The organism is Nonomuraea aridisoli (assembly GCF_003236395.1).
Taxonomy (GTDB): domain Bacteria; phylum Actinomycetota; class Actinomycetes; order Streptosporangiales; family Streptosporangiaceae; genus Nonomuraea; species Nonomuraea aridisoli.
Genome location: NZ_POUD01000193.1, coordinates 1 through 17,955, shown reverse-complemented (window position 1 = coordinate 17,955; position 17,955 = coordinate 1). Strand labels below are relative to the sequence as shown.

General features: G+C 71.2%; 12 protein-coding genes and 1 pseudogene. 5 read left to right on the top strand and 8 right to left on the bottom strand.

The window, feature by feature from the left end:
• Positions 1–84 precede the first annotated feature (84 nt).
• Positions 85–1,134, bottom strand: a complete 1,050-nt coding sequence (locus C1J01_RS33490) for a glucose 1-dehydrogenase (RefSeq protein ID WP_111182974.1) — start codon at positions 1,132–1,134, stop codon at positions 85–87.
• A gap of 103 nt (positions 1,135–1,237) precedes the next feature.
• Here C1J01_RS33490 and icmF point away from each other — a divergent pair, with 103 nt between their 5' ends.
• Together icmF and tpx are read left to right on the top strand one after the other, a co-directional pair.
• Positions 1,238–4,453 carry a fused isobutyryl-CoA mutase/GTPase IcmF gene (gene icmF / locus C1J01_RS33485; protein WP_111182973.1) on the top strand — a complete coding sequence of 1,072 codons (3,216 nt, stop codon included), beginning with the start codon at positions 1,238–1,240 and terminating at the stop codon, positions 4,451–4,453.
• Between the two features lie 189 nt (positions 4,454–4,642).
• Positions 4,643–5,143, top strand: coding sequence for a thiol peroxidase (gene tpx, locus C1J01_RS33480; RefSeq protein WP_111182972.1), 501 nt, complete (start codon positions 4,643–4,645; stop codon positions 5,141–5,143).
• Here the strand turns inward: tpx and C1J01_RS33475 are convergent.
• A complete protein-coding gene (locus C1J01_RS33475; protein WP_111182971.1) occupies positions 5,113–6,024 on the bottom strand; it encodes a TIGR03619 family F420-dependent LLM class oxidoreductase in 912 nt (303 codons plus the stop codon). The two genes, tpx and C1J01_RS33475, sit on opposite strands and share 31 nt — an antisense overlap.
• Positions 6,025–6,105: 81 nt before the next feature.
• Between C1J01_RS33475 and C1J01_RS52570 the strand changes: the two are divergent.
• A pseudogene (locus tag C1J01_RS52570) lies at positions 6,106–7,206 on the top strand (AfsR/SARP family transcriptional regulator); the annotation flags it as partial.
• A gap of 2,061 nt (positions 7,207–9,267) precedes the next feature.
• On the opposite strand, the gene C1J01_RS33465 reads toward C1J01_RS52570, so the two are convergent.
• Positions 9,268–10,104 carry an ABC transporter permease gene (locus tag C1J01_RS33465; protein ID WP_111182970.1) on the bottom strand — a complete coding sequence of 279 codons (837 nt, stop codon included), beginning with the start codon at positions 10,102–10,104 and terminating at the stop codon, positions 9,268–9,270.
• Positions 10,101–11,075 carry an ATP-binding cassette domain-containing protein gene (locus C1J01_RS33460; RefSeq protein ID WP_111182969.1) on the bottom strand — a complete coding sequence of 325 codons (975 nt, stop codon included), beginning with the start codon at positions 11,073–11,075 and terminating at the stop codon, positions 10,101–10,103. Before C1J01_RS33460 ends, C1J01_RS33465 begins: the two co-directional genes overlap by 4 nt.
• Before the next feature lie 79 nt (positions 11,076–11,154).
• On the opposite strand from C1J01_RS33460, the gene C1J01_RS33455 reads away from it, so the two are divergent.
• Entirely contained in the window at positions 11,155–11,901 is a 747-nt protein-coding gene (locus tag C1J01_RS33455; RefSeq protein ID WP_111182968.1) for a helical backbone metal receptor, read from the top strand.
• Between the two features lie 5 nt (positions 11,902–11,906).
• Here the strand turns inward: C1J01_RS33455 and C1J01_RS33450 are convergent, their stop codons facing one another.
• The 4 genes from C1J01_RS33450 to C1J01_RS33435 are packed head-to-tail and all read right to left on the bottom strand — an operon-like array spanning position 11,907 to position 16,202.
• A complete protein-coding gene (locus C1J01_RS33450; RefSeq protein ID WP_111182967.1) occupies positions 11,907–13,064 on the bottom strand; it encodes an ROK family transcriptional regulator in 1,158 nt (385 codons plus the stop codon).
• Between the two features lie 3 nt (positions 13,065–13,067).
• Positions 13,068–13,937 carry a carbohydrate ABC transporter permease gene (locus C1J01_RS33445; RefSeq protein ID WP_235854839.1) on the bottom strand — a complete coding sequence of 290 codons (870 nt, stop codon included), beginning with the start codon at positions 13,935–13,937 and terminating at the stop codon, positions 13,068–13,070.
• The gene (locus tag C1J01_RS33440) at positions 13,921–14,835 is read right to left on the bottom strand and encodes a carbohydrate ABC transporter permease (protein ID WP_111182965.1); all 915 of its coding nucleotides are present in this window, start codon (positions 14,833–14,835) and stop codon (positions 13,921–13,923) included. Before C1J01_RS33440 ends, C1J01_RS33445 begins: the two co-directional genes overlap by 17 nt.
• Positions 14,832–16,202, bottom strand: coding sequence for an ABC transporter substrate-binding protein (locus C1J01_RS33435; RefSeq protein WP_111182964.1), 1,371 nt, complete (start codon positions 16,200–16,202; stop codon positions 14,832–14,834). The genes C1J01_RS33440 and C1J01_RS33435 overlap by 4 nt, the downstream gene beginning before the upstream one ends.
• Before the next feature lie 618 nt (positions 16,203–16,820).
• Between C1J01_RS33435 and C1J01_RS33430 the strand changes: the two genes are divergently transcribed.
• On the top strand, positions 16,821–17,849 hold the full coding sequence (locus C1J01_RS33430; RefSeq protein ID WP_111182963.1) for a zinc-binding dehydrogenase: 1,029 nt from the start codon (positions 16,821–16,823) through the stop codon (positions 17,847–17,849).
• Positions 17,850–17,955 lie beyond the last annotated feature (106 nt).

Below are 17,955 nucleotides of genomic sequence, written 5' to 3'. Positions count from 1 at the left end.
CCCGCCGGCCCACCCCCACCAGACGCAAGCCGTACGACCCGACCTGACCCGCCCGCTCCCACCGGACGCAAGCCGTAGGATCCGTCAGGTCGTGAGGTCGATGACCGCCTTGACGTCGCCCGCGGGTTCGAAGGCCGCCAGGGCGTCCGACAGCGGGACGCGGCGGGTGATCAGACGCTCCAGCCAGGACCGGTCCGCTTCGGCCAGTGCGGCGGCGGCGGCGCGGTAGTGGCGCTGGTTGGCGTTGACCGTGCCGAAGACCACGTCGTTCTCCAGGACGATGTCCCGGTTGATCACCCCGGCGTCCACGCGGTGGGCGCGCCCGCCCGACGCCAGGCCGCACAGGCAGACCATCCCGGCGGCGGCCGTGGTGGTCAGGGCGTCGATGACGAGCTGCCCCACTCCCGTGCACTCGATGATGACGTCCGGCTTGTGGTCCCCGAACGCCTCCAGCGTCGAGGCGGAGTGGTACGTCGCCCCCAGCGCCTCCACCAGACTCGACTTGAGCCCCGGCGCGGCCCGGTCGAGCACGTGCACCTCCAGCCCCCGCTGCCGCCCGAACAGCGCCGCCAGCAGCCCCACCGGCCCGGCGCCGGTGACCAGCGCGGTGTGCGGCTCGAACCAGGCCCGAGCGCCGATCCGCTCGATCTGCTCCCACGCCTTGGCCACCACCGAGGCCGTCTCGACCAGCACGCCGACGCTCTCCAGCGAAGGATCGACCCGGATGGCGTAGGCGGCCTCCACGGTCCACAGCTCGCTGGCGTACCCGTCGAGCTCCTTGATGCCGCGCTCGGTGTAGCGGCCGTTGCGGCACATGTCGAACTCGCCGCGCCGACAGGCCCCGCACGGCTCAGGATCGGGCCGCCGGACGACGCCGACCACGAGGTCGCCGGGCGAGAACGCCGAGCCCTCGGGGCTCTCCAGCACCCGGCCGAGCGACTCGTGCCCGATGACCATGCGCTCGCGGCCCCGCGGCGGCCAGCCGTACTCGCCGAGCTCCAGCTCCCGATCGGTGCCGCACACGCCCAGCGCCAGCCCCTGCACGAGCAGCTCGCCCGGGCCCGGCCGCGGGTCGGGGAGCTCCTCCACCGTCAGCGTCCCTTTCGTGCGGGGTACGAACGTCAGTGCGCGCATCGCTCTCACCCCCTCGCCACTGCCCCTACCCCGGCGACTCTGGGAAATAGTAGGACGTCCTAGTATCTTCGGAGAGGAAGCCTCCACGAAGGAGTGATCAGGCGTGCACGTCCCGGTACACCCCGTGCGTTTCGTGACCGCCGCGGCCCTGTTCGACGGGCATGACGCGGCGATCAACATCATGCGGCGCATCCTGCAGACCCAGGGGGCCGAGGTCATCCACCTGGGCCACAACCGTTCCGTGGACGAGATCGTCACGGCCGCCATCCAGGAGGACGTCCAGGGCGTCGCGATCAGCTCCTACCAGGGCGGGCACGTCGAGTTCTTCACCTATCTGGTCGAGCTGCTGCGCGAGCGCGGCGCCGGGCACATCAGGGTGTACGGCGGCGGCGGGGGAGTGATCGTCCCCGAGGAGATCGAGCTGCTGCACTCGCGCGGCGTCGCCCGCATCTTCTCCCCGGAGGACGGCCAGCGCTACGGCCTGCCCGGCATGATCAACAAGCTGATCGAGGAGTGCGACGTCGAGCCGGGCGGCCCGCCGCCGGTGGAGGCCGTCGTCTCCGGCGACCAGGCCGCGCTGGCCCGCGCGATCACCCTCATCGAGTCGGGGCGCGCCCCCGAGGAGCTCGTCGCGGGCCTGCGCGCGGCGGGCGGCAGGGAGCGCGACGGCGGGGCGGCCCCCGTGCTCGGCATCACCGGCACCGGCGGCTCCGGCAAGTCGTCGCTCACCGACGAGCTGGTCCGCCGCTTCCGCGTCGACAACGACGACAAGCTGCGCATCGCCATCGTCGCCATCGACCCCACCCGCAGGCGCGGCGGCGGTGCCCTGCTCGGTGACCGCATCCGGATGAACAGCCTGGGCCCTCAGACGTACTTCCGCTCCCTGGCCACCCGGGGCGCGAGCAGCGAGGTGCCGGCCTGCCTCGACGACGTGGTCACCGCCTGCCGGGCCGCCGGATACGACCTGGTGATCGTCGAGACGCCCGGCATCGGCCAGGGCGACGCCGGGATCGTGCCCCACGTGGACGTGCCGATCTACGTGATGACGCCCGAGTTCGGCGCGGCCTCCCAGCTGGAGAAGATCGACATGCTCGACTTCGCCGAGGCCGTGGTGATCAACAAGTACGAGCGCCGCGGCGCCGAGGACGCCCTGCGCGACGTGCGCCGGCAGCTCGTGCGCAACCGCGAGGCGTTCGGCGCCCGGCCGGAGGACATGCCGGTCTTCGGCACCATCGCCGCACGCTACAACGACGCCGGCGTCACGGCCCTCTACCACCACCTCAAGCCGCTGCTCGGGGTCGGGACGGGGCCGGGGCTGCTGCCGCGCGTGGAGGGGCGCACCTCCCAGGTGTCGGCGGCCATCGTGCCGCCCGCCCGGTCGCGCTATCTCGCCGAGATCGCCGAGACCGTGCGGGCGTACCACGCCGAGACGCTGGCGCAGGCAGAGGCGGCCCGCCGCCGCCAGCAGCTCGCCGCGGTCCGCGAGATGCTGGGGGAGGACGGAGGTCGGCTCGCCGAGCTGGCCGAGCAGGCGGAAGGCGCCCTGACCCAGGAGAGCCGGGCGCTGATCGACGGCTGGCCCGCCGTCAAGGAGCGCTACCGCGCCGACGAGCTGGTCGTGAAGATCCGCGACCGGGAGATCCACACCCCGCTCTGGCGCGAGACGCTCTCGGGCAACCGCGTGCCCCGGGTCGCCCTGCCCCGCTACAGCGACCACGGCGATCTGCTGCGGTTCCTGCGCGGTGAGAACCTGCCAGGGATGTTCCCGTTCACGGCAGGGGTGTTCCCGTTCAAGCGCGAGGACGAGGACCCGACGCGGATGTTCGCCGGCGAGGGCGACCCGTTCCGGACGAACCGGCGTTTCAAGCTGCTGTCGGAGGGTCAGCCGGCGACGCGGCTGTCCACCGCGTTCGACTCGGTGACGCTGTACGGCCACGACCCCGACCCCCGGCCCGACATTTACGGAAAAGTCGGCACTTCGGGGGTGTCCATCGCGACGCTCGACGACATGAAGGTGCTCTACGACGGGTTCGACCTGGCGGCGCCCAACACGTCCGTGTCGATGACCATCAACGGCCCCGCCCCGACGATCCTGGCCTTCTACCTCAACACCGCCATCGACCAGGCCAGAGACCGCTTCCGCGCCGAGCACGGCCGCGACCCCGGCGAGCAGGAGGACCGCGAGCTGCGCGCCCGCACGCTCGCCACGGTCAGGGGCACGGTGCAGGCCGACATCCTCAAGGAGGACCAGGGGCAGAACACCTGCATCTTCTCCACCGAGTTCTCGCTGCGGATGATGGCCGACATCCAGGAGTGGTTCATCCGGAACGGCGTGCGCAACTTCTACTCGGTCTCGATCTCCGGCTACCACATCGCCGAGGCCGGGGCCAACCCGATCAGCCAGCTCGCCTTCACCCTCGCCAACGGCTTCACGTACGTGGAGGCGTACCTGGCGAGGGGGATGAACATCGACGACTTCGCGCCCAACCTGTCGTTCTTCTTCTCCAACGGCATGGACCCGGAGTACAGCGTGCTCGGCCGCGTGGCCCGCCGCATCTGGGCGGTGGCCATGCGTGAGCGGTACGCCGGCAACGAGCGCTCGCAGAAGCTGAAGTACCACATCCAGACCTCGGGCCGTTCCCTGCACGCCCAGGAGATGAACTTCAACGACATCCGCACCACCCTGCAGGCCCTGATCGCCATCTACGACAACTGCAACAGCCTGCACACCAACGCCTTCGACGAGGCCGTGACCACCCCGTCGGCCGACTCCGTGCGCCGCGCGATGGCGATCCAGATGATCATCAACCGCGAGTGGGGCCTGGCCAAGAACGAGAACCCGCTGCAGGGCTCGTTCATCGTCGAGGAGCTGACGGACCTGGTGGAGGAGGCGGTGCTGAGCGAGTTCGAGCGGCTGTCGGAACGCGGCGGCGTGCTCGGCGCGATGGAGACCGGCTACCAGCGCGGCAAGATCCAGGACGAGTCGATGTTGTACGAGATGCGCAAGCACGACGGCTCGCTCCCGATCATCGGCGTCAACACGTTCCGCCCCGCCGACGGCGGCGAGCAGTCCGACGCCCACAAACTGGAGCTCGCCCGCGGCACGGAGGAGGAGAAGCGCTCCCAGCTGGAACGCCTGCGCGCCTTCCAGGACCGCTACCGCGACGAGGCCCCCGGCCAGCTCGCCCGCCTGCGCGAGGTCGCGATGTCGGACGGAAACGCCTTCGAGGTCCTGATGGACGCCGCCCGCGTCTGCTCCCTCGGCCAGATCACCGACGCCCTCTTCGAAGCCGGCGGCCAATACCGCCGCAACGTCTGACACCGCTCAAAGACGTTCCCAGGGCAGCCCACACCGCTGCCCTGGGAACGTCCCCCGGTGAGCTCGAGTGCGCGGACGGTGAACCGTTCGGTCGGCAAGGGGAGGCGTCGCGGTAGGCGGGCGGGGGCCCATGGATAGGATCAAGGACGGGGCACGCTCAGCGAAGGAAGATCGCTAACAGGAGGTTTCATGTCCGACGTCACTCTCAGGGGCAACCCGGTCACCGTGGCCGGCACCTTCCCCCAGCCGGGCGACACCGCGCCCGCGTTCCGCCTGGTCGGGACTGATCTGGCCGACCGGTCGCTCGACGACTTCGGCCAGAAGACCAAGGTGCTCAACATCTTCCCGAGCCTCGACACCGGCACCTGCGCGGCCACGGTGCGCCGCTTCAACGAGGTGGCCGCCGCGCACCCCGACATCGCCGTGCTCTGCATCTCCGCCGACCTGCCGTTCGCGCAGAAGCGGTTCTGCGGCGCCGAGGGGCTCGAGAACGTGACCACGCTCTCGGTCATGCGCGGCCGTGAGTTCCTCAAGGACTACGGTGTGGCGCTGGAGTCGAGCCCGATGGCCGGGCTGGCCGCCCGCGCGGTGGTCGTGCTCGACGCCGACAACAAGGTCGTCTACTCCCAGCTCGTGCCCGAGATCAGCCAGGAGCCCGACTACGACGCCGCGCTCGCGGCGCTCAAGTGAGCCCTGAACTCTCCGGCCAGCTCCAGTAGGTGCTGATCGCTCGTGGCGGTGTGCTGGAGGTCGAGGATGACCTCGTCGACCCCGGCCGCCGCCACGGTGGCGAGATAGGCCGACAGCTCGGCGACCGTGCCGCTGCGCGGCGGCGTGCCCGAGTCGGTCACGATCGGGTTGGCCCGCAGGATCATGCGGATCGCGCCGGGGTCGCGGCCTGCCTCCTCGGCGGCCCGGCACACCGTGGACCACATGGCGGTGAGCACGGGCACCGGCAGCGACGCGGTCAGCCAGCCGTCGGCGCGGCGGCCGACGCGGCGCAGCGCCGCCTCGGAGAAGCCCGCCAGGTGGATCGGCGGGCGGCGAGCCGGCTTGGGCTCGATGTGGCTGGGCGCGATCGTCCACAGCTCGTGCTCGAACTCCACCGGATCGCTCGTCCAGATGGCCTCCAGCGCGTCGAGGGTGGCGTCGTAGCGGCGGGCGCGACCCCGCCACGGCACCCCGGCGGCGGCGTACTCGTCGGACGACCACCCGAGCCCGAACCCCGCCTCCAGCCGTCCGCCGCTCAGGTGGTCGATCGTGGTGAGCGAGCGGGCCAGCACCACCGGTGGATACCAGCAGGCGTTGAGCGCGCTCGTGCCCAGACGCACGGCCGAGGTGACCGAGGCGGCCACCGCCAGCACCGCGAACGGGTCGAGGAACACCCGGTGCGCCTCCGGGATCGCCCCATTGCCACCCGGATAGCGGTCTTTCGGGCGCAGCGGCGTCATCAGCCGGTCGCCCGTCCACAGGCTGTCGAAGCCCATGGCCTCGGCCTCCCGGGCGACCCGCAGCACACTCGACGAAGCGGCGAAGACGCCGTACTGGGGCACTGCCAGCCCGATCCGCATGCCGCCTCCCTTTCCACCCCCGCCGCAGTGACCGTCTCACGGCCGCGCGGCCCGCGCCGGGCACGCTCGTAAGCTGGGTGCGTGGCTCCAGTGCTGACCTTGCTCGACGGCGTCCGCTGGCGGGGGACGCGCGTGATCGGCGATCGCGCGCACACCCTGCTGGCGGTGCTCGCCCTGCACGGCCGGGCCGGGGCCGGTGACGAGCAGCTGGTCGAGGAGCTGTGGCCGGGCCGCCCGCCCGCGAACCCGACGAAGGCGTTGCAGGTCGTCGTGTCGCGGACCCGCACCGCGACCTGCGCCGACGCGGTGGTCCGCACCGCGCGCGGCTACCGCCTCGGTCTGCCCGGCGAGCAGGTGGACGCGCTGCTGCTCGGCCTCCTGGTCGAGCGGGCGCGGGCCGCGCTGGCCGCGGACGACGTGGCCGGCGCCCGCCGGCACGCCGAGGAGGCCATGGATCTCGTGGCCGGCGGCCTGGAGGCCGCCACCGGCCCGCTGGCCGACCTGCGGGCCGTCGCCGCGGAGCAGCTGGCCGAGGCGCGGCGCGTGTCGGCCGTCGCGCGCTCGCGCGGCGGCGACCACAAGGACGCGCTGCCCCTGCTGGAGGAGGCCGCGGCCGCCCGGCCGCACGACGAGGAGCTGCTCGCCTGCCTGCTGCGCAGCGAGGCCGTGGTACGCGGCGCCGCCGCGGTGCTGGAGCGCTACGAGCGCCATCGTGCGGACCTGGCCGAGCGCCTCGGCACGGACCCGGGGCCGGAGCTGGCCCGCGTGCACGCCGAATTACTCGCCGCCGACCGGCCCGTGCGGGCGGGCGTGCTGTACGACGGCTCGTCGTTGCTCGGCCGCGACGGCGACATCCGCGCGGTGCACGCCCTGCTGCGGGCCAACCGGGTCGTCTCCATCATCGGACCCGGCGGGCTGGGCAAGACCCGGCTCGCCCACGTCGTCGGCAGGAACGCCGCGCAACCCGTCGTCCACTTCGTCGGGCTCGTCGGCGTCTCCTCTCCCGAGGGCGTCATCGGCGAGGTGGGCTCCGCGCTGGGCGTCCGCGACTCGGTGAGCGGGCGCCGTGCGCTGACCTCCGAGCAGCGGGCCGACATCCGCGCCCGCATCGCCCAGCATCTCGACCAGGCTCCGGCGCTGCTGATCCTCGACAACTGCGAGCACGTGATCGGCGCCGTCGCCGACCTGACGGCCTTCCTGACCGCCACCACGCGAGACCTGCGGGTGCTCACCACGTCGCGTGCCCCCTTGTCGATCCCCGCCGAGCGCGTCTACCCGCTCGGCGAGCTGGAGTCCGGCGAGGCGGTGGAGCTCTTCCGGCAGCGCGCCACGGCCGCCCGCCCCGGCGTGCGCATCGACGAAGGAGCGGCCCGCGAGATCGTCACCCGGCTCGACGGGCTGCCGCTCGCGATCGAGCTGGCCGCGGCCAAGGTGCGGGTGATGTCGGTGGAGGAGATCGCGCGGCGCCTGGCCGACCGGTTCACCCTGCTGCGCGGCGGCGATCGCAGCGCCCCCGACCGGCACCGGACGCTGCTCGCGGTCATCGACTGGTCGTGGAATCTGCTGGACGAGCCCGAACAGCGGGCCCTGCGATGGTTGTCCCGGTTCGGCGACGGCTTCACGCTGGCCGCCGCCGAGCACGTGCTCGGCCCCGACGCCCTGCACGCCGTGCACGCGCTGACCGAGCAGTCGCTGCTGAGCGTCCACGAGACGGCCTACGGCATTCGTTACCGGATGCTGGAGACCGTCAGGGAGTTCGGCCGGGTGCGCCTGAAGGAGGCCGGCGAAGAACGGCCCGCGCGGGCCGCGTTGTGGGCCTGGGCGACGGACTACTCGCGGCAGAACGCCGCCAAGGTGTTCAGCCAGGACCAGTTCGCGGCGATCGACGCGCTGCGCGCCGAGGAGGTCAATCTCACCGATCTGCTCCGTCAGGCGCTCGCCGAGCCCGACCCCGCCACGGCGGTCGAGTTGCTGAACGGCGTGGGCGCGTTGTGGTCGATCCGCGGCGACCACGCCAGGGTCATCGCGCTCAAAGAGGCGATCATCCAGGCGGTCAGGGGGTGGTTCCCGCCGCCGGAGCTCGTGGAGGCCACCCGGGCCGCCCTGTTGATCGCGCTCATGAACACGATGATCGTCGTCGACGGCAGCGACGAGCAGCTGCGCGAGCTGCTCCGCCGGCTGCCCGTCCACGACACGACGGATCCTCGCCTGGCGGCGATGGTGACGGTGGCGCTCGCGTGCGACCCGTCGCAAGGCGCCGATCTGCGGGGCCGGCTGGAGATGTTGTGCCGCAGCGCCGACCGTGACGTAGCGCTGATGGCGGCGCAGACGAGCGTCCACGTCCTGGAGAACGCGGGCGACACGGCCGGGGCGATCGCGGCGGCCGAGCGTGCCCTGACGCTGATCCGCGAGGACGAGGGGCCGTGGTTCGGGGCCGTCCTGCACGCCGTGCTGGGCCACCTGAGCATGCAGCGCGGCGACCGGCGGCGGGCGGTCGCCCACGCGCGCGTCGCGCTGCCCGTCCTGTGCCGCCTCGGCGCCACGGACGACGAGACGCAGCTGCGCTCCGTGCTGCTGATCACCGCGCTCGCCGACGGCGACCACGCGACCGCGGAGGCCGAGCTCGCGGAGATCATCCGCGTCAACGACAGCGAGGCGGTGCTCGGCGGGCTAGCGATCGTCTCGTTGTGCGCCGCCGAAATCGCCCTCGCGCGCGGCGACACGGCCGCCGCCCTCGCCGACTACCGCCTGGCCGTCCAGCGGGCGCGCGATCTGCGGCTGCCCGGGCTGCCGAGCTCGGGGTTCGAGCCGTGGGTGGTCACCGCGGAGGCGCTCGCCCTGACGGCTCACGCCTACCACGCCGGGCCGGCGGACCTCCCGTACGGCGAGGAGTTGTTCCTGTTCTGCGCCACCGGCCGGGCCCGCGATGTGCTGAACGCGGAGAGCACGCTCATCGACTACCCGGTGAGCGGCTCGCTGCTCTTCGCGCTCGGCGCCTGGGGGCTGCTGCGGGAGGCCGTGGCCCCCCGCGACGCGGTCGCGTTGCTGGTGCTGGCCGAGCGGTTCGCCTACAACGGCACGATGCCCAGCATGACCTTCGAGCAGATCGAGCCGTACGCCGAGGGCGTCGCGCCGGGGCTGCTCGCCCGTGCGCGCGCCGAGTACGGCGACCGGCGCGGCGACGACCTCCTCGGCGAGGCGCTGGCTCTCCTGCGCAGGCTCCCGGGCCACGACGGCCGGGGGTCAGATGTGCCGCTTGTAGCTCCGTACGGACAACGGCGCGAAGACCGCGATGACGATCAGGCAGGCCAGGAGCGTCCAGGCCACCTCACCGCTCACGAGAGCGCCGTTGGCGAGGTCGCGGGCGGCCGTGACCAGGTGTGAGACCGGGTTGACCCGGACGAACGCGGCGAGCCAGCCGGGCAGCGTGCCGATGGGCACGAACGCGTTCGACAGGAAGGTCAGCGGAAAGAGGATCATCATCGAGATGCCCTGGACGGCCTGGGCGCTCTTGGCGATCGTGCCGACCCAGGTGAAGATCCACGCCAGCGACCAGCCGGTGAAGACGGCCAGCAGGATCGCGGCGAGCACGCCCGCCACTCCGCCGCCGGGGCGATAGCCCATCAGCAGGCCCATGGCGAAGGTCAGGGTCGCCGCGGTCGCGTAGCGCAGCAGGTCGGCCACCATCGGGCCGGCGAGCGGCGCGATCCGGGCGATCGGCAACGACTTGAACCTGTCGAAGACGCCCTTCTCCATGTCCTCGCGCAGCTGCGTCCCGGTGACCATGCACGTCGTCAGCACGGTCTGGGCGAGGATGCCCGGGATCATCAGCGGGAGATAGCTCTCCACGTCACCGGCGATCGCGCCGCCGAAGACGTAGGCGAACATCGCGGTGAACAGAATGGGTTGCAGGACCACGTCGAAGAACTGCTCCGGGTTGCGGCGCATCTTCTTGACGGCCCGCCACGCCATCGTCATGGTCTGGGCGAGCGTCTCTCCCATGGAGACGTGCCGCCGGGCGGCCGCCACCCGGTCGGCCGCCCGCACGGTCTCCCGGGCGGGCGCGATCGTGCTGGTCATCGGTTCTCCTTCGCCTTGGTGGGGTCATCCGTCCCGTGGCCGGTGAGGGCGAGGAACACCTCGTCCAGGCTGGGCTTGGCCACGCTCACCGACGAGATCGAGATCCCGGCGGTACGCAGCGCGATCAGCACGTCGGCGGCCCGGTCGGCCTGGTCGAGCGCGACGTTGAGCCGGCCCTGCTCCGGACTGAGCACCGGGTCGGAGCCGAGGACGCGCCGGACCACCCCGACGGCGGCCGGCACCTCGCCGGGCTCGGCGAGCAGCAACTGCAGCGTGGAGTCGCCGACCGCCGTCTTGAGCTCGTCGGGCGTGCCCTCGGCCACCTTGCGGCCGCGGTCGATGACGGCGACGCGGTCGGCGAGCTGGTCGGCCTCGTCGAGGTACTGCGTGGTCAGCAGCACCGTGCAGCCGTCGGCCACCAGGCCGCGGATGGTGTCCCACATCTGGCCGCGGGTACGCGGGTCGAGGCCGGTGGTCGGTTCGTCGAGGAAGATCAACGGTGGTCTGGTGATCAGGCTGGCCGCCAGGTCGAGGCGGCGCCGCATGCCGCCGGAGAAGTGCGCGAGCGCCTTGTCCGCGGCCTCCTCCAGGCCGAACCGGCCGAGCAGCTCGGTGGCGAGGCGCTTGGCGCGCGCGGAGGGGATGCCCTGCAGCCGGCTGAAGAGCCAGAGGTTCTCGCGGGCGGTGAGGTTCTCGTCGACGGAGGCGTACTGGCCGGTGACGCCGACGAGCTGCCTGATGACGTGCGGGTCGGCGGCCACGTCGACGCCGAAGATCTCGGCGCGTCCGGCGTCGATGGGCAGCAGGGTCGCCAGCATCCGCAGCGTGGTGGTCTTGCCGGCGCCGTTCGGCCCGAGGACGCCGAAGATCTCGCCGGCTCGTACGTCGAGGTCGATGCCGTCGACGGCGCGGTGCTCCCCGAACGCCTTGACCAGCCCTTCCGCGCGTACGGCGGGTTCTGTGATGCTCATGGCAGCACTGTCGCCGCTCCCGGTTTCACGGCCCCCTCGCGCCGGTTTCACGGCCTGTCCCACGGCCTAGGCTGCTGGTGTGGACGACACCGGAGCAACCGTGCGGATCCCCGGCGACGTACGCCGGATCGTGTCGCTGGTGCCGTCGCTGACCGAGTCGGTGGCGGCGACCGTGCCGGACGCGCTGGTCGGGGCCACCGACTGGTGTTCTCACCCGGCCGATCTCGACGTGACGCGGGTCCGCGGCACCAAGAACCCCGACCTAGACGCGATCAGGCGGCTGCGGCCCGACGTGGTCCTGGCCAACTTCGAGGAGAACCGCCCGCAGGACATCGAGGCGCTGCGCGCGGCGGGCCTCGCGGTCTGGGTCACCCGGATCGTGACGCTGGAGCAGGCGTTCGCCTCGCTGGAGCGCATGTTCGCGCAGGCGTGCCGCGTCGAGCCGCCCGCCTGGCTGGAGGCGGCCAGGGAGGCGTGGGGGGAGCCGTACGCGGGGGAGAGGCGCACCGCGATCGTGCCGATCTGGCGGCGCCCCTGGATGGTGGTGGGCCGCGAGACGTTCACCGGCGACGTGCTGCGCCACCTCGGCGTGGACAACCTGTACGCCGGCCACCCCGAGCGCTATCCGAAGATCCCGCTGCCCGAGCTGGCCGCACGCCGCCCCGACCTCGTGGTCCTGCCCGACGAGCCGTACGCCTTCAGCGAGAGCGACGGCCCCGAGGCGTTCCCCGGCCTCGCCTGCGCCCTGGTCAGCGGCCGCCTGCTCACGTGGTACGGCCCCTCCCTCGTGGAGGCGCCCGCCCTGCTGCGCGCGGCGCTCGGCTGACCGCCTCAGCCCACCGCGTCGGGCTCGGCGGTCAGCGCGGCGTCGACGGAGGCCGCGGAGAGCACGTGCTCCATGACGATCACCGCCATCCCCACGATCGCCGCCCGCTCGCCGAGCGCGCCGGTGGCGATCTCGAGGTTGCGCGTCGTGTACGGCAGGCTGCGCCGGTAGACGATCTCCCTGATGCCCGTCAGGTAGTGCTCGCCGGTCTCGGCCATGTCGCCGGCCAGCACCAGCACGGCCGGGTTGAGCAGGCTGATCGCGGTGGCCAGCACCACGCCGAGCGTGCGCCCCGCCTCCTGGACGCGCGAGATGGCCGCCGGGTCGCCGGCCTGGACCAGGCGCACGACGTCGCGGCTGGTGCCGACGCCGAGGTCGCCCGCCAGGGCGTGGCCGCTGGCCAGCGAGGCCACGCAGCCGCGCGAGCCGCACGTGCAGACGCGGTCGTCGTCCTCGTTTAACCGCACGTGCCCGATGTTGCCGGCGGCGTCCTCGACGCCCCGGTAGATGCGGCCGTCGAAGATGATGCCGGTGCCGATCCCCGTGGAGACCTTGACCAGCAGCAGCGCGTCGGAGCCGCGCCATCTCGACCACCACTCGCCGAGCGCCATCGCGTTGGCGTCGTTCTCCACCAGGATCGGCACGCCGTACGTGGCGGCGATGGCCTCGCCCACCGGGTAGTCGTCCCAGCCGGGCATGAGGAACGACCGGATGACCCGGCCGCTGGCCTGGTCGACGGAGCCGGGCACGTCGATGCCCACCCCGCACACGTCGTCCGGCATCCGCCCGGCCCTGTCGAGCATGCGCTGGAACGTCTGCCGCACCCACGACAGCACCGCCTCGGGGCCGAGCTCGATGCGCATCTCGGTGCGCTCCTCGGCCAGCGTCCTGGCGGCCAGGTCGGTGAGCGCCACCCTGGCGTGGGTGGCGCCCAGGTCGGCCACCAGGATCAGCCTCCTGCCGGCGTCCACGTCGAGCACCGAGGGCGGCCGCCCGCCCCCGGAGCTGGCAACGCCGGACTCGTGGATGTAGCCCGCGTCGATCAGCCGGTCGACCCGGTCGGTGATCGTCGAGCGGGACAGCCCGGTGTGCTCGATCAGCTCCTTGCGGGTACGGCAGGCGCCATTGCGGATGAGCTGGAGGATCTGCCCTGCCGTCAGCATGATCTATCCCTTCTCCGCCCCTGCGGTCAGGCCCTCCGTCAGCAGCCGTTCGCCGGCGAAGAACACGATCACAATGGGCAGCGTGAGCACCACGGAACCCGCCATCAGGACCGTCGTCGGGATCTCGATGCTCCCCGCCAGCTGTGAGAGCCCGAGGGACACCGTCCAGCTCTCCCGCCGCTCCACGAGGAACAGCAGGGCGAACAGGAACTCGTTCCACGCGATCATGAACGCGTAGAGGCCGGTCGCCATCAGCGCGGGCTTGGACAGCGGCAGCACCACGCGCCAGATGGTCGACAACCTCGTGCACCCGTCGATCGCGGCCGCTTCTTCCACGCTCTGCGGCACGGTCTCGAAGTAGTTGCGCAGCATGTATACCGTGACCGGCACCGTCTGCGCGATATAAACGAGCACCAAACCGATCAGGGAGCCGCGCAGCCCGATCATCGTGAAGAACACGAACAGCGGGATGGCCAGCACGATCGCCGGAAAGAGGTACACCGCGAGAAAGAGGAAGTGCACCTGCCGCCGGCCGAAGAAGCGCAGCCGCGCGACGGCGTACGCGCCCGGGATCGAGATCAGGAGCGTGATCGCCACCGAGGCGACCGAGACGATCGCGCTGTTCTTGAGGAAGACCAGGAACCCCTGCCGGGTCAGCACGTTCTCGTAGGTGTCCAGGGTGAAGGCGCGCGGCCACAACGAGCCCGGGTCCAGGATGAGCTCCTGGATGTCGCGTACCGACAACATCACCATGTACAGGAACGGGAACCCGGTGATCAGGAAGAGGAACGCGATCACCACCGGCCTGAGCACCTTCAGCAGACCGCGCTCGAACCTGTCGCGGCTCATGGCCGGCTCAACGGCCCTGCTCACGTTCACCTCCTGCGAAGAACCTGAGATAGACGATCAGGAAGACCACCAGGAACACCGCCAGCACGATCGACTGCGCCGCCGAGGCCCCGATGTCGTCGCGGGCGGTGAGGAAGTTGTAGACCCGCACGCTGACCACCTCGGTGCCGGCGCCGCCGCCGGTCAGCAGGTAGACGTCGTCGAACTTGGTGAACGTGAAGACGAACCGCAACACCGCCAGCAGCGCGATGATGCGCCACAGCTGCGGCATGATCACGTAGCGGAACCGCTGGGTCGGCGTGGCGCCGTCGACCACCGCGGCCTCGTCGAGCTCGGACGGCAACGCCTGCAGCCGGGCCAGGATGAACAGGAACGCGAACGGGAAATACCGCCACGCCTCGAACGCGATCACCGTCAGCAGCGCCACCGGCACCTGGATGCCGAGGAACTCGCCCTGGGCCTGGCTCAGGAACGCGATCGGCTCGTCGAGCCAGGTGTTGACGATGCCGTACTGGGGGTTGAGCATCGTCTCCCACAGGAACGCGACCGCGACGACCGGGGCCACGTACGGGATCAGGATCGAGGCCCGCACGATGGTGCGGCCCTTGAACCTGTCGCGCAGCGCCAGCGCCGTCACCAGGCCGATGGCGATCGACAGCCCCGTGCCGGCGACGGTGTAGACGAGCGTGTTGACCAGCGACGACCAGAAGCCCGGCTCGGAGACGACGTAGGCGAAGTTCTCCAGCGTGTAGTTGCCGAACAGGCCCACCTGCCGGATGTTGATCAGCCGTACGTCCTGGAACGCGAGCATGATCGCCCACAGCAGCGGCAGCACGACGACGACGAGCGTGATGATCAGCGTGGGCGAGATGAGCACCAGCCCCGCTCGCCCTTCCTGCTGCCTGAGCGTGCGGGGACTCACTCGCGGATCCCGCGCTTGATGGACTCGACCTCCGCCTTAGCCTGGGCGGCGGCGGCCTGCGGGGTCATGGAGCCGTCGGCGATCGCGCTGAGCGCCTTCGGCACGGGCAGCTCGCCCATCGTGGCGCCGACCAGCTTGCCCTGGCCCTGCGGGATGCCCCAGCGGGCGAACGTGTCGGGGCTCTTGCGCAGCGCGTCCAGCACGTCGGCCGGGTAGACCTCGGCCAGCGGCCGCTTGTCGTCGACGCCGGCCGGCATCTGCTCCCAGGCGGCGTCGAAGCCCTTGCGGGTGGGGAACTTGCCCTCGGGCGCCATGCCGATCCAGCGCTCGTAGCCCTCGCTCATCATGTACGTGACGAACCGGGCGGCGGCGTCGCGGTTCGCGTCGCGGGTGATCGCCCAGGAGACGATCTCGCCGTACTGGGCGGGGGCGCCGCCGTCGGGGCCCTTCAGCGCGGTGACGACGCCGGTGTTCTCGGCCAGCCACTGCGGGTCGTCGCGGCACTCGGCGCAGCTCGGCAGCGCGTCCTTACGCAGCCCCGCCATCTCGTCCAGGATGAACGACGACCAGATCATCATGGCCGCCTTGCCGGAGAAGTACGTGGCCCGCGTGGAGTCGACGTCCTGCCGGCCCTTGACGGAGTAGTCGGAGGCGAGCTTGGCGTAGAACTCGAAGGCCCGCACGCACTGCGGCGAGTCGAGGGTGACATCGCCGGAGCCGTCCACGAGCTCGCAGCCGTTGGCCAGGGCGACGTGCTCGAAGCTCTGCGCGGTGAACGAGTCGCGCGGCGCGATCGCCAGCGTGATGCCCGCGACCCCGCCGGTGTTCAGCTTCGCCGCCGCGGCCTCCAGCGCCTCGTAGGTGTCGGGCGGCTGCAGCCCGGCCTTCTCGAAGAGGTCCTTGCGGTAGAGGAGGAGCTGCGCCCACCCGTCGCTCGGCACCGCGAGCAGCGTGCCGCCGGAGGAGTCGAGCTCGAGGGCGCGGGGGGAGAAGGTGTCGCGGCCGAGCTGGTCGACGACGCGCGCGGGGGTCTCGGTGTCGAGCAGGTCGTTGGCCTCCAGCTCGCGCACCTGGGCCAGCGGCAGCGCCCCGATGACGTCAGGCAGGTCGCCGGCCGCGGCGGCGGCGGTGACGGTCTGGCTGAACTGGTCCTCGGCGACGCCGACGAGCTTGACCCGGATCCCGGTCTTCTGCGTGAACTCGTTGACGATCGCGGTCTGCACGGCCATCCGGTCCTCGAGGTTCTCCTCGGTCCAGACGGTGATCTCGTTCGCGGACGACTGCCCGCCGCCGTCGTCCCCGCAGGCCGCCAGCGAGGCGACGGCCAGCAGGGCGACGGAGAGGACGGCGGTTAGCTTGTTGGGCATCACACGCTCCTCCGGTTGGGGATATGCCGCCCTTACCCTCGGACGAGGTCACGCAACGTGCGGTAAGCGATACAGAGACCGTTCTGTACCCTGTCCGTGCTCCCGCTCAGGGCCGGGTCTCGACGTGCTCCGGCGGAGACGTTCCCGGGATGCCCATCGGGGTGCCAGCACTTCATCACGCGGTTGCCGATAACGATCTCCCCCGGCGCTCTTCCGGGCGTCCGGCCGGCGGATGACGTGCGCGTTCACCTGTGGCTTTTGCGGAGGGTGAGGATTGTCCTCGGAGTGCGCGACAGGGAAAAGCGTCAGTCCGCTCTCCCCGAAGATTCGCCTGACGCGATCGCGTTGTGCTTCGAGGCAACGATCTACCCTGGTGTGATCTGTGTCATCCCGAGCCGGTCCGCCGGCTCCTTCGAGGGCCTCGAAACCCTGCTCGACGGCTCAAGTGCGATGTCGGAAGGCTCGCTTTCCGGAAGACACGCAGTCAGGAACCCCAATTTCATCAGTCACATCTTCGACGGAAGTCGTAGACTTGTGAGTGTTACGAGCGCAACTATCGTTTGCAAACAAGGACTAAAGCTTTGTCTTTTGTCTGATCAAAAAGCGTAAGTGTGGGGAATGCGCGTCATCACCTTTGAAGAGCCAGGCCATGTCCGCGTCGGTCTGGAGGCGCCCGCCGATCTCGTGCCGGGCTCCGTGCGGGTACGCACTCTTTACTCAGGAGTTTCAGCGGGCACCGAACTGACCGCCTACCGCGGGACCAATCCCTATCTCAGCCGTCAGTGGGACACCGAGCGCCGGCTCTTCGTCGAAGGACAGACGCACGCGTATCCGCTGGCCGGTTGGGGCTATCAGGAGGTCGGCGAGGTGGTGGAGGCCGCGCCCGACGTGGCCGACCCGCCGCTCGGCTGCCTGGTGTGGGGCATCTGGGGTCACCGCGCCGAGGCCGTCGTGCCCGCCGACAAGCTCGTCGGACACGTGCTGCCGACCGACGCCGACCCGCTGACCGGGGTCTTCGCCCGGGTCGGGGCCATCGCGCTCAACGCCGTCCACGCCGCCGACGTGCACCTCGGTGACCAGATCGCCGTCTTCGGCCAGGGTGTGATCGGGCTGCTCGCCACCCGACTGGCCGTGCTGAGCGGCGCCCGCGTGGTCGCCGCCGACGCCATCCCCGACCGGCTGGAGCTGGCCAGGAGGTTCGGCGCCGCCGAGACGTTCGACGTGCGCGCGGGCTCGGTCGCCGAGCTCATGCGCAAGCGTGTCGAGGGCGCCGACACCGTGATCGAGCTCAGCGGCAGCAACGTGGCCCTGCACGAGGCCATCAGGACCGTGCGCAAGGGCGGCCGGGTCGTCGCCGCCGGGTTCTACCAGGGCGACGGGGTCGGGCTTCGGCTGGGCGAGGAGTTCCACCACAACCAGGTCCAGCTCGTCTCCTCCCAGATCGGCGGTGTCGCCTCCTGGCTGTCACACCGCTGGGACGTCGAACGCCTGCAGCGCACCTTCATGGAGCTCGTGTACCGCGGCGAGGTCGACGCGCGGGCCCTCGTGAGCCACGTCATGCCCGTGGACCAAGCCGCCGAGGCCTTCGACCTGCTCGACAAGCACCAGTCCGAGGTGCTTCAGCTCGTCTTCGAATTCAAGGAGTGACATGAAGCTCGCCGTACAGGAGCAGCTTCTGCCTGGCCGCACGCTGCAGGAGAAGTTCGCGTTCGCGGTGGACGCCGGATTCGACGCCATCGAGTTGCGCGGCAAG

Bases quoted from the DNA above. Each gene is read 5' to 3' on its own strand.
- C1J01_RS33490 (WP_111182974.1), bottom strand. From the start codon at position 1,134: ATGCGCGCACTGACGTTCGTACCCCGCACGAAAGGGACGCTGACGGTG.
- tpx (WP_111182972.1), top strand. From the start codon at position 4,643: ATGTCCGACGTCACTCTCAGGGGCAACCCGGTCACCGTGGCCGGCACC.
- C1J01_RS33475 (WP_111182971.1), bottom strand. From the start codon at position 6,024: ATGCGGATCGGGCTGGCAGTGCCCCAGTACGGCGTCTTCGCCGCTTCG.
- C1J01_RS33465 (WP_111182970.1), bottom strand. From the start codon at position 10,104: ATGACCAGCACGATCGCGCCCGCCCGGGAGACCGTGCGGGCGGCCGAC.
- C1J01_RS33460 (WP_111182969.1), bottom strand. From the start codon at position 11,075: ATGAGCATCACAGAACCCGCCGTACGCGCGGAAGGGCTGGTCAAGGCG.
- C1J01_RS33450 (WP_111182967.1), bottom strand. From the start codon at position 13,064: ATGCTGACGGCAGGGCAGATCCTCCAGCTCATCCGCAATGGCGCCTGC.
- C1J01_RS33435 (WP_111182964.1), bottom strand. From the start codon at position 16,202: ATGCCCAACAAGCTAACCGCCGTCCTCTCCGTCGCCCTGCTGGCCGTC.
- C1J01_RS33430 (WP_111182963.1), top strand. From the start codon at position 16,821: ATGCGCGTCATCACCTTTGAAGAGCCAGGCCATGTCCGCGTCGGTCTG.